The sequence below is a fragment of the Cupriavidus alkaliphilus genome, from assembly GCF_014191175.1.
GTDB classification, from domain to species: domain Bacteria; phylum Pseudomonadota; class Gammaproteobacteria; order Burkholderiales; family Burkholderiaceae; genus Cupriavidus; species Cupriavidus alkaliphilus.
Window position 1 is genome coordinate 990,752 of record NZ_JACHWE010000001.1, and the last position, 12,664, is coordinate 1,003,415.

A 12,664-nucleotide genomic window follows, 5' to 3' on the forward strand; every position below is an offset into this window, starting at 1 on the left:
CCGTGGTGACGATCGACAGCCTCGACATGGAAGCGCGCGGCGTCGGCCGGCTGGTCAACGAGGACGGCACGCCCGGCAAGGTCATCTTCGTCGAGGGCGCGCTGCCCGGCGAGACCGTCAGCTACCGCAGCTATCGCCGCAAGCCCAGCTACGAGCAGGCTCACCTGGGTGAAGTGCGACAGGCCTCCGTGATGCGCGTCGAACCGGGCTGCCAGCACTTTGGCGTCTGCGGCGGGTGCTCGATGCAGCATCTGGATTCGCGCGCGCAGCTGGCCATCAAGCAGCGCGTGCTCGAGGACAACCTGTGGCACCTGTCCAAGGTGAAGCCCGACGTGGTGTTCCGCCCGATCGCCGGCCCGGACTGGGGTTATCGCTACCGGGCGCGCCTGACGGTGCGCCACGTGGCCAAGAAGGGCGGGGTGCTGGTCGGCTTCCACGAGCGCAAGAGCAGCTACGTTGCCGACATGACGCGCTGCGAGATCCTGCCGCCGCATGTGTCGGCAATGCTGGTGCCGCTGCGCGAGCTGGTGATGGGGCTGTCGATCCGCGACCGCATGCCGCAGATCGAGCTGGCCGTGGGCCAGGAGGTGACCGCGCTGGTGCTGCGCATCCTGGAGCCGCTGACCGATGCCGACAAGGATCTGCTGCGCGCCTTTGCCGATGCGCACAAAGTGCAGTTCTGGCTGCAGCCGAAGGGTCCGGACACGGTCTATCCGTTCTACCCGGCCGAGGCCGAGCTGGCCTACACGCTGCCGGAGTTCGGCATCCGCATGCCGTTCAAGCCGACCGACTTTACCCAGGTTAACCACCAGATCAACCGCGTGCTGATCGGCCGCGCACTGCGCCTGCTCGATGCCCAGCCACAGGACCGCCTGCTCGACCTGTTCTGCGGCATCGGCAACTTTACGCTGCCGCTGGCGACGCAGGGCAAGTCGGTGATGGGCATCGAAGGCAGCGAGGCGCTGACCACGCGCGCGCTCGCCAATGCGGAATACAACGGGCTGGCCGCCAAGACCGAGTTCGCGTGTCGCAACCTGTTCGAGGTCACTGCGGAAGACATCGCCGCGCTGGGCCGCTTCGACCGCTGGCTGGTGGACCCGCCGCGCGAAGGCGCCCTGGCCGTGTGCAAGGCGCTGGGCGAGCTGGCGCAGCAGGGCAGCGACGTGTCGCCGCGGCGCATCGTCTATGTCTCGTGCAGCCCCGCCACGCTGGCGCGTGACGCCGGCCTGCTGGTGCACGAGGCGGGCTACCGCCTGAGCGGCGCCGGCGTGGTCAATATGTTCCCGCACACCTCGCACGTCGAGTCGATCGCGGTGTTCGACCGCGACTGATCGCGGCGGGCGTCCAAAAGAAAAGCCGGCCCGCAGGCCGGCTTTTTTCATGCCGCGGCGTTCGCCGTCATTCGCGGTTGCCGCCGAAGATGCCCAGCAGCGCCAGCAGGTTGGCGAAGACGTTGTACACGTCGAGGTAGATCGCCAGCGTGGCGGTGATGTAGTTGGTTTCGCCACCATTCACCACGCGCTGCACGTCGAACAGGATGTACGCCGAGAAGATACCGATCGCGATCACCGACACCGTGATCATCAGCGCCGGCAGCTGCAGCCAGATATTGGCCACGCTGGCCAGGATCAGCAGGATCACGCCGACGAACAGGAACTTGCCCAGGCCGGAGAAATCACGCTTGCTGACGGTGGCGATCGATGCCATCGCGCCGAACACCGCCGCGGTGCCGCCGAAGGCGTACATGATCAGGGCCGGGCCGTTCGAGAACGACAAGGTGACACTGATCAGCCGCGACAGCATCAGGCCCATGAAGAAGGTAAAGGCCAGCAGCAGGACCACGCCCATGCTGCTGTTCTTGGTCTTCTCGATGGCGAAGAAGAAGCCGAACGCGATCGCCAGGAACAGGATCAGCGACAGGCCGGGGCTGCCCGCCATGAAGCTGAAGCCGGTGGCCACGCCGATCCACGCACCGAGCACGGTGGGGATCATCGAGAGGGCCAGCAGCCAGTAAGTGTTGCGCAAGACCCGGTTGCGAACGACGACGTCAGTGACGGTCGACGCACTATTGCCGAAACCGTAGGTGTTCAGCTTGTTATCCATGGTGACTCCTGTCTCAAAACGGTGAGGCGCCGGCGTTGGCGAGACTGCAAATGCGAAGACTCGTATGGCAGCCGGACGGAACCATCGTCAATGTGGCATCGGGCAGGCCGGATTGCAAGGGCGCGGTAATTCAATCGTCACTGGCGCTGGCTCACGTCCGTTCGACGCCGCTCACATTGGATGTTAGCGGCGGTGCTGCGTTCCAGGGATGACAAGGTTGTAATGTGCGGCTTTTGCAACTTGCCAGCGGCACGCGCGCAAGGGTTCGCCGGGCACGTCCGGAGCTCTGCAAGACCCTCGAAACGGTCATAGTCTTCGTGCTAGAATTGCACGTTTAATCCATTTGTAACCCCTTCATTTTTCGGAGTTTTTCATGGCGATCGAACGCACCCTGTCGATTATCAAGCCGGATGCTGTGGCCAAGAACGTGATTGGCCAGATCTACGCCCGTTTCGAGGCCGCCGGCCTGAAGATCGTTGCTGCCAAGATGGTGCACCTGTCGCGCGGCGAAGCCGAGCAGTTCTACGCTGTTCACAAGGAGCGTCCGTTCTTCAAGGACCTGGTCGACTTCATGGTTTCGGGCCCGGTCATGATCCAGGCGCTGGAAGGCGAGAACGCCATTGCCAAGAACCGCGACCTGATGGGCGCCACCGACCCGAAGAAGGCCGAGAAGGGCACCATCCGCGCCGACTTCGCCGACAGCATCGACGCCAACGCCGTGCACGGCTCGGACGCTGCTGAAACGGCTGCCGTGGAAGTGGCGTTCTTCTTCCCGGGCATGAACGTCTACAGCCGCTGATCGGCTGCTGACTGACACCAAGCCGAGTTTGCCGTCATGAACGATCTCGTCAACCTGCTCGACCTCGACGCGGACGCGCTCACCGCTTATTGCGGCGAGCTCGGCGAGAAGCCGTTCCGTGCGCGGCAGCTGCAACGCTGGATCCACCACTACGGTGCCAGCCGCTTCGACGCCATGTCGGATCTCGCCAAGTCGCTGCGCGAAAAGCTCGCGACCCGCGCCGAGATCCGCGCGCCTGCCATCATCACCGACAACCTGTCGGCCGACGGCACGCGCAAGTGGCTGCTCGACGTGGGCGAGGGCAACGCGGTGGAGACGGTGTACATCCCCGAGGAAACGCGTGGCACGCTGTGCGTTTCCTCGCAGGCGGGATGCGCCGTCAACTGCCGGTTCTGTTCCACCGGCAAGCAGGGCTTTTCGCGCAATCTCAGCACCGGTGAAATCATCGGCCAGCTGTGGATGGCCGAATTCGCCATGCGCGAGCAACTGGGGCGCGGCCCCAAGGATGACCGCGTCATCTCCAATGTGGTGATGATGGGCATGGGCGAGCCGCTGCTGAACTACGACGCGGTCGTGCCGGCCATGCGGCTGATGCTCGACGACAACGCCTACGGCCTGTCGCGCCGCCGCGTGACGCTGTCCACCTCCGGCGTGGTGCCGATGATGGACCGCCTGTCCAAAGACCTGCCGGTGGCGCTTGCCGTGTCGCTGCATGCGTCCAACGACGCCCTGCGCGACGTGCTGGTGCCGCTGAACAAGAAATACCCGCTGGCCGAACTGATGGCGGCATGCCGCCGCTACCTGGAATTCGCGCCGCGCGATTTCATTACTTTCGAATACTGCATGCTGGATGGCGTCAACGACGGCGTCGAGCATGCGCGGGAACTGCTGAAGCTTGTCGCCGACGTGCCGTGCAAGTTCAACCTGATCCCGTTCAACCCGTTCCCCGAATCGGGCCTGAAGCGTTCCAACAACGAGCAGATCCGCCGTTTCGCGCAGGTGCTGATGGACGCGGGCATCGTCACCACCATCCGCAAGACCCGCGGCGACGACATCGACGCCGCTTGCGGCCAGCTGGCCGGGGAAGTGAAGGACCGCACCCGCCTTGCCGAACGCGGTAAGTTCGGCAAGATCACGCCGCTGGTGCCGGTCACTGCCAGCGGCCAGCCGCGGGAGGCGCGCCCTGCATGATCCGTCTGATCGCTGCGGCCCTGCTGGGGCTGCTGATGTTGTCCGGGTGCCAGCTGCCGCATGCGCCGGCGCAGGATCTCCAGACCGCTTCCGACCAGACCGAGGCCAGCCGCCGGGCCGGCATCCGGCTGCAACTGGCCACCAATTATCTCGAGGCCGGCCAGACCGCGGTCGCGCTTGACGAGATCAAGCAGGCCATCGCCATCGATCCGTCGCTGGCCGACGCCTATCATGTGCGGGCGCTGATCTACATGAGCATGAACGAGCGGACGCTGGCCGAGGACAGCTTCCGCACCGCGGCGTCGATGCGCGCCAATGACGGCGACCTGCTCAACAACTACGGCTGGTTCCTGTGCCAGCAAGGGCGCTACGGCGAGGCCGTGCCCATGCTGCAGCGCGCCGTGTCGGCGCCGTCGGCCGGTGGCGCGGTCAAGCCGCTGATCAGCCTGGGCGCGTGCGAACTGCGCCAGGGCCACAGCGCCGAGGCGGAGAAGAACCTGAAGGCCGCACTCGGCTACGACCGCAACAACCCGGTGGCGAACACCAACCTGGCGCTGGTGTTCTACCGGCGCGGCGATTACGTCCAGGCGCGCCAGTACGTCCAGCGCGTCAACAACAGCCAATTTGTCACTGCGCAATCCCTCTGGCTGGGAGCGCGCATTGCCCACCGTCAGGGCGACGGCCGCACGCAGGATGCGCTGGGAGCGCAGCTGCGCAGCCGTTTCCCCGACTCGCGCGAGGTGGCCGCCTACGAACAAGGAGCATGGGATGAGTGAGCACGACCGCGCCGCAGGCCAGGCCGTACCGACGCAAGCAGTCGGCGGAGGCGCGCATGAAGGAGAACGTGAAGCCGCGGCGCGCGAGATCGGCGCGGCGCTGGCGCGCGAGCGCGAGGCGCAGCGGATGTCCGTCGAGGACGTCAGCGCACGGCTCAAGGTGGCGGCCAGCAAGCTGCGCGCGATCGAGGCGGCCGATTTGAAGGCGCTGCCGGACGTGACCTTCGCCAAGGGCGTGATGCGCGCCTATGCCCGCATGCTCCATGTCGATATCGACCCGCTGCTGGCGCGCTTCCAGCCACGCGCGGTGGCGCAGGTGGCGGAAATCGCCCGCCAGCGCGAGGGCGGCATCAACGCGGCCTTCGACGACCGCAACCGCTTCCGCTCCGGCGGCAATGGCGGCCGCTGGGTCTGGCTGGCGCTGGTGGCGGTGGTGGCGGCGGCGGGCATCTGGTTCGGGCTCGACCATATCCGCGCGTGGATCGACGCGCGCAGCAGCGCCGCTGAAACCGTGGCGGCCGAGGCACCGGCCGCGGAAAACGCGAGCACCGAAGCCGGTATCGTGACCGCGGCGCTGCCGCCGGTGATGGCCGCCAGCGACTCGCCGGCCCCGTCCGCCGAAACCGTTCCGGCCAGTGCTGCCACCGCTTCGGCAGCTTCGGCAACCGCGGCAGCGCCTGCCGCGGCGGCAGCCACCGCGGCGGCAGCCACCGCGGCGCCGGCCGCAGCGGCACAGGCGGCCCCGACGGCATCCGCCGCGGCGGTCGGTGAGGGCGAACTGCAGATCCGCTTTGCCTCCGATACCTGGTTTGAAATCCGCGACAATAGCGGCAAGGTCGTCATGGGTGGCACCGCCAGGGCCGGCCAGACCATGGCTGGCGGCGGCACCGCCCCGTACAAGGTGGTGATCGGCAACGTCAAGGGCGTCGAATCGCTCACGCGCAACGGCACGCCGGTCGACCTGAAGGCAGCCAACCGCAACAACGTGGCGCGCCTGACGCTGCCCTGACGCGGGTGCGAGGTGCGGCAAGGTGCGTCTTTGCAAGGTGGTAACGCTATGAACCAACAGCTCTGTCTCCCGGTCCTGCCGGGCCCGCTGCCGCGCCGCCAGACCCGGCAGGCGCGGGTCGCGTGGGGCGACAATGTGGTGACCATCGGTGGCGATGCGCCGGTGCGGGTGCAGTCGATGACCAATACCGACACGGTCGACGCCATCGGCACCGCGATCCAGGTCAAGGAGCTGGCGCGCGCGGGTTCCGAGATCGTGCGCATCACGGTGAACACGCCCGAGGCCGCGGCCGCGGTGCCGTCGATCCGCGAGCAGCTCGACCGCATGGGTGTCGACGTGCCGCTGGTGGGAGATTTCCACTACAACGGCCACAAGCTGCTGCAGGACTATCCGGCCTGCGCCGAGGCGCTGTCCAAGTACCGCATCAATCCGGGCAATGTCGGCCAGGGTGCCAAGCGCGATACCCAGTTCGCGCAGATGATCGAGATGGCGTGCCGCTACAACAAGCCGGTGCGCATCGGCGTGAACTGGGGCAGCCTGGACCAGGACCTGCTGGCGCGCATCATGGACGAGAACGCCGGGCGCGCCGAGCCGTGGCCGGCGCAGAGCGTGATGATCGAGGCGCTGATCACCTCGGCCATCGACTCGGCCCGCAAGGCCGAGGAGATCGGCCTGCCGGGCAGCCAGATCATCCTGTCGTGCAAGGTGTCGCAGGTGCAGGAGCTGGTCGCGGTGTACCGCGAGCTGGCGCGCCGCTGCGACTACGCGCTGCACCTCGGCCTGACCGAGGCCGGCATGGGCAGCAAGGGCATCGTGGCTTCCACCGCGGCGCTGTCGGTGCTGCTGCAGGAAGGCATCGGCGATACCATCCGCATCTCGCTGACGCCGGAACCCGGCGCGCCGCGCGAGAAAGAGGTGTACGTCGGGCAGGAAATTCTGCAGACCATGGGCCTGCGCAATTTCACCCCGATGGTGATTGCCTGCCCGGGCTGCGGCCGCACCACCAGCACGGTGTTCCAGGAACTGGCGGCCAGCATCCAGGCCTACCTGCGCGAGCAGATGCCGCAGTGGAAGACCGCCTACCCGGGCGTCGAGGAGATGGACGTGGCCGTGATGGGCTGCATCGTCAACGGCCCGGGGGAAAGCAAGCACGCCAATATCGGCATTTCGCTGCCGGGCTCGGGCGAATCGCCGGCCGCGCCGGTGTTCGTCGATGGCGTCAAGGTGAAGACGCTGCGCGGCGAGCGCATCGCGGAAGAATTCCAGGCGATCGTAGACGAATACGTTCGCACGCATTACGGCCCGGGCGCTGCGCGGGCCGGCAAAGAAGTGGCAGCCTGAGCCGGACCGGCCGGGGCCAGCAGCCTGACTAGAACAGAATGACGCAAACCGAGACCATGGCCGCCGCCGGCGCCGCCAAGACCGAACCGAAGGCACGCCCCGCCAAGGCCCTGCAGGGCGTGAAGGGCATGAACGACATGCTGCCGGCCGACGCGCCGCTGTGGGAGCATTTCGAGAATGCCGCGCGCGCGATGCTGCGCGCCTACGGCTACCAGCAGATCCGCACGCCCATCGTCGAGCACACCCAGCTGTTCGTGCGCGGCATCGGCGAGGTTACCGATATCGTCGAGAAGGAGATGTACTCCTTCACCGATTCGCTCAACGGCGAGCAGCTGACGCTGCGCCCCGAGGGCACCGCCGCGGCCGTGCGCGCCACCATCGAGCACAACCTGCTGTACGACGGCCCCAAGCGCCTGTGGTACACCGGCCCGATGTTCCGCCACGAGCGCCCGCAGCGCGGCCGCTATCGCCAGTTCCACCAGCTCGGCGCCGAGGCGCTGGGCTTCGCCGGCCCGGACGTGGATGCCGAAATCATCCTGATGTGCCAGCGGCTGTGGGACGACCTGGGGCTGACCGGCGTGCGCCTCGAGCTCAATTCACTGGGGCAGGCCGACGAGCGCGCGGCGCACCGCGAGCAGCTGATCAAGTACCTGGAAGGCTTCCAGGACATCCTGGACGACGACAGCAAGCGCCGCCTGTACACCAACCCGCTGCGCGTGCTCGACACCAAGAACCCGGCACTGCAGGAAATGGCGGCCAACGCGCCCAAGCTGATCGACTTCCTGGGCGAAGCATCGCTGGCGCATTTCGAGGGCGTGCAGCGCCTGCTGAAGGCCAACAACATCCCGTTCAAGATCAACCCGCGCCTGGTGCGAGGCCTCGATTACTACAATCTGACGGTGTTCGAGTGGATCACCGACAAGCTGGGCGCGCAGGGCACCATCGCCGGCGGCGGCCGCTATGACCCGCTGATCGCGCAGATGGGCGGCAAGCCGGCACCGGCTTGCGGCTGGGCCATGGGCATCGAGCGCATCATCGAGCTGATCCGCGAAGAGGGCGTGGTGCCCGAGGCGGTCGGTTGCGACGTCTACCTGGTGCACCAGGGCGAGGCCGCCGCGCAGCAGGCGATGGTGGCCGCCGAGCGCCTGCGCGACGCCGGCCTCGACGTGGTGCTGCACGCCAGCCCGGACGGCAAGGGCGGCAGCTTCAAGTCGCAGATGAAGCGCGCCGACGCAAGCGGCGCGGCCTATGCCGTTATCATTGGCGACGACGAAGTGGCCGCCGGCGTGGTCCAGGTCAAGGAACTTCGCCAGCGCGAGCAGGCCGAAGGCGGTGGGCAACAGGCCACCGTGCCGGCCGAAGGGCTGGTCGATTACCTGATCGACGCCATGGTCGGCGCCAGCGAATAAGCGCGCGCCGCAGCCCAAACACCACGAGTATCCAACCAACGCAGGTGATTGCCTCGACATGGCTTACGATCTAGAAGAACAGGAACAGCTTGAGAATCTGAAGGCCTGGTGGCGCCAGTACGGCAATGCGCTGACCTGGGCGCTGATCATCGCGCTGCTCGCCTTTGCCGGCTGGAACGGCTGGAAGTACTGGGAGCGCAAGCAGGCCGGCGAAGCCGCGGTGCTGTACGAGCAGGTGCTCAAGGCCGCCGAGGCGCGCGATGTCGAGCGCATCAAGCGCGCCGCGACCGACCTGGAAGGCAAGTTCGGCCGTACCGCCTACGGCCAGATGAGCGCACTGGTGGCCGGCCGCGTGCTGTACGATGCGGGCGACCTGGCTGCCGCCAAGAGCCAGCTGCAGTGGGCCATCGACCATGGCGACGAAGAGTATTCGCACCTGGCGCGCGTGCGCCTGGCCGGCGTGCTGCTTGACGAAAAGGCCTACGACCAGGGCCTGGCGCTGCTCAAGGACGAGCCGCCGGCCGCATTCGTCGCGCTCTACGCCGACCGCCGCGGCGACCTGCTCGCCGCGCAGGACAAGCGCGACGATGCCCGCACCGCCTATCGCAAGGCGCTGGACAAGCTGGGCCAGGCCGAGTCGGCGATGCGCCAGATCATCCAGTTCAAGCTCGATGCGCTGGGCACGGCCTGACCCGGCTGCCGCTTGAACCATTGCCATACCGTTGATCCCGCGGATCGAACAACAGGACCGTAAAGTTATGACGTCAGTGCTTTCCCGTGCCGTACATCGCCAGCCCACCCGCACGATTTCCCGTGCGCTGGTGGCGGCTGCCTGCCTGGCCACGCTGGGCGGCTGCGCGCTGTTCAGCAAGGAAAACAAGCACCCGCCCGCCGAACTCAAGCCGGTATCGGGCACGCTCGCGGTGCGCCAGGCGTGGAAGGCCGACGTCGGCAAGAGCGGCCCCTATTCGATGCAGCCGGCCGCGGCGGGCAACAATGTCTATGTGTCGTCCAACAACGGCAGCGTGATGGCGCTCGAAGGCGCCAGCGGCCGCGTGCTGTGGAAGGCCAAGACCGACGTGGACCTGACCTCCGGGCCGGGCAGCGACGGCTCGGTCACCGCGGTGGCGGGCGAGAAGGGCGCGGTCTATGCCTTCGACGCCAGCGGCAAGCAGATCTGGAAGAAGCAGGTCAACGGCGAGGTCCTGTCGGCGCCGCTGGTCGGCAACGGCCTGGTGGTGGTGCGCACCACGGATACCCGGGTGTTCGGCCTGGATGCCGAGACCGGCGAGCGCCGCTGGATCTACCAGCGTTCGCAGACCCCGCTGAACCTGCGCGCGGCGATGGGCATGGTGTTCGCCGGCGACGGCATCGTGATGGGCTTCCCCGGCGGCAAGCTCGGCGTGCTGACGCCGGGCAACGGTGTGCTGCGCTGGGAAAGCGCGATTTCCTACCCGAAGGGCGTGTCGGAGATCGAGCGCCTGAACGACGTCACCGGCCTGCCCATGGTCAGCGGCCGCCAGGTTTGCGCCACCACCTTCCAGGGCCGGGTCGCCTGCCTGGAACTGGCCAGCGGCCAGCCGCAGTGGGGCAAGGATTTCTCGTCGCCGGCAGGCCTCGCGCAGGATGACAATGCGCTTTACGCCAGCGACGAGCAATCGGTGGTGCATGCCTTCGACCGCCAGAACGGCAGCGAGCGCTGGAAGAACGCCGACCTGCGCAACCGCCGCCTGGGCGCGCCGCTGGCGCTGGGCCGCTCGGTGGTGATGGGCGACTTCGAAGGCTATGTCCACTTCCTGTCGCGCGAAGACGGCCAGGTGGTGGCACGCATGAAGACCGATGGCAGCGCCATCACTGCCGCGCCCGTGGTGGCGGGGCAGACCCTGGTGATCCAGACGCGCGACGGCGACGTCTACGGTTTCCAGCCTGGCTGACAGGACCCTATGCGCGCTGCCGTACACCTGTCGGTACGGCCGGCGCCGAATCCGGTAGCATGATCCTTGGCGCGGCAATTGCAGCGGGTCGGTGACCCGCGCCGCGCCCGACAGGACAAGCGGCAACCCGCGCCCAGGTGGCGCGGGCTGCCGTTGGAACCCTTGACTCCGGAGTTACCGGGGGGCGGCAGTTGCCGGCCCCCGTTTCCGTTTATGGCATGAAACCAGTTATCGCACTTGTCGGCCGCCCCAATGTGGGCAAGTCGACGCTATTCAACCGCATGACCCGCTCGCGCGACGCGCTCGTCGCCGACCTGCCGGGCCTGACGCGCGACCGCCATTATGGCGAAGGGCGCATCGGTGAACGTCCGTTCATCGCCATCGATACCGGCGGCTTCGAGCCCGTGGTCAAGGAAGGCATCGTCGCCGAGATGGCCAAGCAGACCAAGCAGGCGGTGGTCGAGGCCGACGTGGTGATCTTTATCGTCGACGGCCGCCTGGGCCTGGCGCCGCAGGACCGCGCCATCGCCGATTACCTGCGCAAGACCGGCCGGCGCATCATGCTGGCGGTCAACAAGGCCGAGGGCATGAAGTACACCTCGGTGGCGGCGGACTTCTACGAGCTCGGCATGGGCGATCCGTATGCGATCTCCGCCGCCCATGGCGACGGCGTGCGCGAGCTGGTCGATGAAGCCATCGAACTGGCGGTCCAGGAGCGCCCCGAGCTGGCCGAGGAAGCCTCGGACGAGGGCAAGGGCGTCAAGATCGCCATCGTCGGGCGCCCCAATGTGGGCAAGTCCACGCTGGTCAATACGCTGATCGGTGAAGAGCGCGTGATCGCCTTCGATATGCCCGGCACCACCCGTGACGCGATCTATGTGGAGTTCGAGCGCGGCGGCAAGCCCTATACGCTGATCGATACCGCAGGCCTGCGCCGGCGCGGCAAGGTGTTCGAGGCGATCGAGAAATTCTCGGTGGTCAAGACGCTGCAGTCGATCGCGGACGCCAACGTGGTGATCCTGCTGCTCGACGCGCAACAGGATATTTCCGACCAGGACGCGCATATTGCCGGCTTTATCGTCGAGTCCGGCCGTGCCCTGGTGGTGGGCGTCAACAAGTGGGACGGACTGGACGGCCACACGCGCGACCGCATCAAGCATGACCTCGAGCGCAAGCTGCAATTCCTCGGCTTTGCCAACTTTCACTTTGTGTCGGCGCGCGAGCGCACCGGCATCGGCGCGCTGATGCGCTCGGTCGACGACGCGTATGCCGCGGCCATGGTCAAGCTGCCGACGCCGCAACTGACGCGCGTGCTGCAGGAAGCCGTGGAATTCCAGCAGCCCAAGCGCGTCGGCGCGTCGCGGCCCAAGCTGCGCTATGCGCACCAGGGCGGCTCCAATCCGCCCATCATCGTGATCCACGGCAATGCGCTGTCGGGCGTGGCAGAGACCTACCGGCGCTACCTGGAAAACCGTTTCCGTGCGGCATTCAAGCTCAAGGGCACGCCCCTGCGCATCGAATTTCGCACGAACAAAAATCCGTACGCGGACTCGAAGGAGTGAGTCCGGAATCGGATCCGTGGCGGGGCCAGTTTTCGTTTGCGTTCGTTTGGAACTGCGGCTAAATTCACGGTAGCAGGGGGTTCCCTGCGCATTGACGCCAACTTGGTACCGTTTTGATCTTTTTTCTGGCGCGTTTTTGCGCCGCCTGACTTGAACCGGGGATTTCCATCCCCATCATTCACCACTAAACCTATAAATTTGGAGTGTGCCATGAGCAACAAAGGGCAACTGCTACAAGACCCGTTCCTGAACGCGCTGCGCAAAGAGCACGTGCCGGTTTCCATCTATCTCGTCAATGGCATCAAGCTGCAAGGCAATATCGAATCGTTCGACCAGTATGTCGTCCTGCTGCGCAACACCGTGACCCAGATGGTCTACAAGCATGCGATTTCCACCGTCGTGCCGGCACGCGCGGTCAACTTCCGCGTGGATGATTCGGCCGAGGCCTGATCTGACTGATCTGCCCCAGGGCATCGTACGGGCGCCAGGCGGTGCCGCCACGATGCCCGGCGCCGGCGTGCCGACGCACCCGGTGCCGCG

At 66.6% G+C, this 12,664-nt stretch carries 12 protein-coding genes; 11 read left to right on the forward strand and 1 reads right to left on the reverse strand.

Annotated features, from left to right (window positions below; genetic code table 11):
• Positions 1-2: 2 nt before the first annotated feature.
• A complete protein-coding gene (gene rlmD, locus FHX60_RS04720; protein ID WP_183282643.1) occupies positions 3-1,331 on the forward strand; it encodes a 23S rRNA (uracil(1939)-C(5))-methyltransferase RlmD in 1,329 nt (442 codons plus the stop codon).
• Positions 1,332-1,398: 67 nt separating this feature from the next.
• Here the strand turns inward: rlmD and FHX60_RS04725 are convergent, their stop codons facing one another.
• Positions 1,399-2,103 (reverse strand): Bax inhibitor-1/YccA family protein, encoded by a 705-nt coding sequence (locus tag FHX60_RS04725; RefSeq protein ID WP_012353168.1) that lies wholly within the window; start codon positions 2,101-2,103, stop codon positions 1,399-1,401.
• 373 nt (positions 2,104-2,476) lie between these two features.
• Here FHX60_RS04725 and ndk point away from each other — a divergent pair, with 373 nt between their 5' ends.
• The 10 genes from ndk (at position 2,477) to hfq (ending at position 12,574) form a co-directional block, all read left to right on the forward strand.
• Positions 2,477-2,902 carry a nucleoside-diphosphate kinase gene (gene ndk, locus FHX60_RS04730; RefSeq protein ID WP_012353167.1) on the forward strand — a complete coding sequence of 142 codons (426 nt, stop codon included), beginning with the start codon at positions 2,477-2,479 and terminating at the stop codon, positions 2,900-2,902.
• Positions 2,903-2,938: 36 nt separating this feature from the next.
• Positions 2,939-4,093, forward strand: a complete 1,155-nt coding sequence (rlmN, locus tag FHX60_RS04735) for a dual-specificity RNA methyltransferase RlmN (protein ID WP_112774058.1) — start codon at positions 2,939-2,941, stop codon at positions 4,091-4,093.
• Complete coding sequence (pilW, locus tag FHX60_RS04740) at positions 4,090-4,869, forward strand: type IV pilus biogenesis/stability protein PilW (RefSeq protein WP_183282644.1); 780 nt, start codon at positions 4,090-4,092, stop codon at positions 4,867-4,869. Before rlmN ends, pilW begins: the two co-directional genes overlap by 4 nt.
• The gene (locus tag FHX60_RS04745) at positions 4,862-5,878 is read left to right on the forward strand and encodes a RodZ domain-containing protein (protein ID WP_183282645.1); all 1,017 of its coding nucleotides are present in this window, start codon (positions 4,862-4,864) and stop codon (positions 5,876-5,878) included. The genes pilW and FHX60_RS04745 overlap by 8 nt, the downstream gene beginning before the upstream one ends.
• Before the next feature lie 48 nt (positions 5,879-5,926).
• Positions 5,927-7,219 carry a flavodoxin-dependent (E)-4-hydroxy-3-methylbut-2-enyl-diphosphate synthase gene (ispG, locus tag FHX60_RS04750; RefSeq protein WP_018007774.1) on the forward strand — a complete coding sequence of 431 codons (1,293 nt, stop codon included), beginning with the start codon at positions 5,927-5,929 and terminating at the stop codon, positions 7,217-7,219.
• A 38-nt stretch (positions 7,220-7,257) separates the two neighbouring features.
• Positions 7,258-8,628, forward strand: a complete 1,371-nt coding sequence (gene hisS / locus FHX60_RS04755; protein WP_183282646.1) for a histidine--tRNA ligase — start codon at positions 7,258-7,260, stop codon at positions 8,626-8,628.
• 58 nt (positions 8,629-8,686) lie between these two features.
• Entirely contained in the window at positions 8,687-9,319 is a 633-nt protein-coding gene (locus FHX60_RS04760) for a tetratricopeptide repeat protein (RefSeq protein ID WP_183282647.1), read from the forward strand.
• 67 nt (positions 9,320-9,386) lie between these two features.
• Positions 9,387-10,562 (forward strand): outer membrane protein assembly factor BamB, encoded by a 1,176-nt coding sequence (gene bamB / locus FHX60_RS04765; RefSeq protein WP_112774063.1) that lies wholly within the window; start codon positions 9,387-9,389, stop codon positions 10,560-10,562.
• A gap of 218 nt (positions 10,563-10,780) precedes the next feature.
• The gene (der, locus tag FHX60_RS04770) at positions 10,781-12,124 is read left to right on the forward strand and encodes a ribosome biogenesis GTPase Der (protein WP_092309243.1); all 1,344 of its coding nucleotides are present in this window, start codon (positions 10,781-10,783) and stop codon (positions 12,122-12,124) included.
• Between the two features lie 210 nt (positions 12,125-12,334).
• Entirely contained in the window at positions 12,335-12,574 is a 240-nt protein-coding gene (gene hfq, locus FHX60_RS04775) for an RNA chaperone Hfq (RefSeq protein ID WP_012353158.1), read from the forward strand.
• Positions 12,575-12,664: the final 90 nt, after the last annotated feature.

Excerpts from the sequence above, each read along its gene's own strand:
- FHX60_RS04725 (WP_012353168.1), bottom strand. The coding sequence starts at position 2,103 with ATGGATAACAAGCTGAACACCTACGGTTTCGGCAATAGTGCGTCGACC.
- FHX60_RS04745 (WP_183282645.1), top strand. The coding sequence starts at position 4,862 with ATGAGTGAGCACGACCGCGCCGCAGGCCAGGCCGTACCGACGCAAGCA.
- hisS (WP_183282646.1), top strand. The coding sequence starts at position 7,258 with ATGACGCAAACCGAGACCATGGCCGCCGCCGGCGCCGCCAAGACCGAA.
- FHX60_RS04760 (WP_183282647.1), top strand. The coding sequence starts at position 8,687 with ATGGCTTACGATCTAGAAGAACAGGAACAGCTTGAGAATCTGAAGGCC.
- ndk (WP_012353167.1), top strand. The coding sequence starts at position 2,477 with ATGGCGATCGAACGCACCCTGTCGATTATCAAGCCGGATGCTGTGGCC.
- rlmN (WP_112774058.1), top strand. The coding sequence starts at position 2,939 with ATGAACGATCTCGTCAACCTGCTCGACCTCGACGCGGACGCGCTCACC.
- ispG (WP_018007774.1), top strand. The coding sequence starts at position 5,927 with ATGAACCAACAGCTCTGTCTCCCGGTCCTGCCGGGCCCGCTGCCGCGC.
- der (WP_092309243.1), top strand. The coding sequence starts at position 10,781 with ATGAAACCAGTTATCGCACTTGTCGGCCGCCCCAATGTGGGCAAGTCG.
- hfq (WP_012353158.1), top strand. The coding sequence starts at position 12,335 with ATGAGCAACAAAGGGCAACTGCTACAAGACCCGTTCCTGAACGCGCTG.
- bamB (WP_112774063.1), top strand. The coding sequence starts at position 9,387 with ATGACGTCAGTGCTTTCCCGTGCCGTACATCGCCAGCCCACCCGCACG.
- pilW (WP_183282644.1), top strand. The coding sequence starts at position 4,090 with ATGATCCGTCTGATCGCTGCGGCCCTGCTGGGGCTGCTGATGTTGTCC.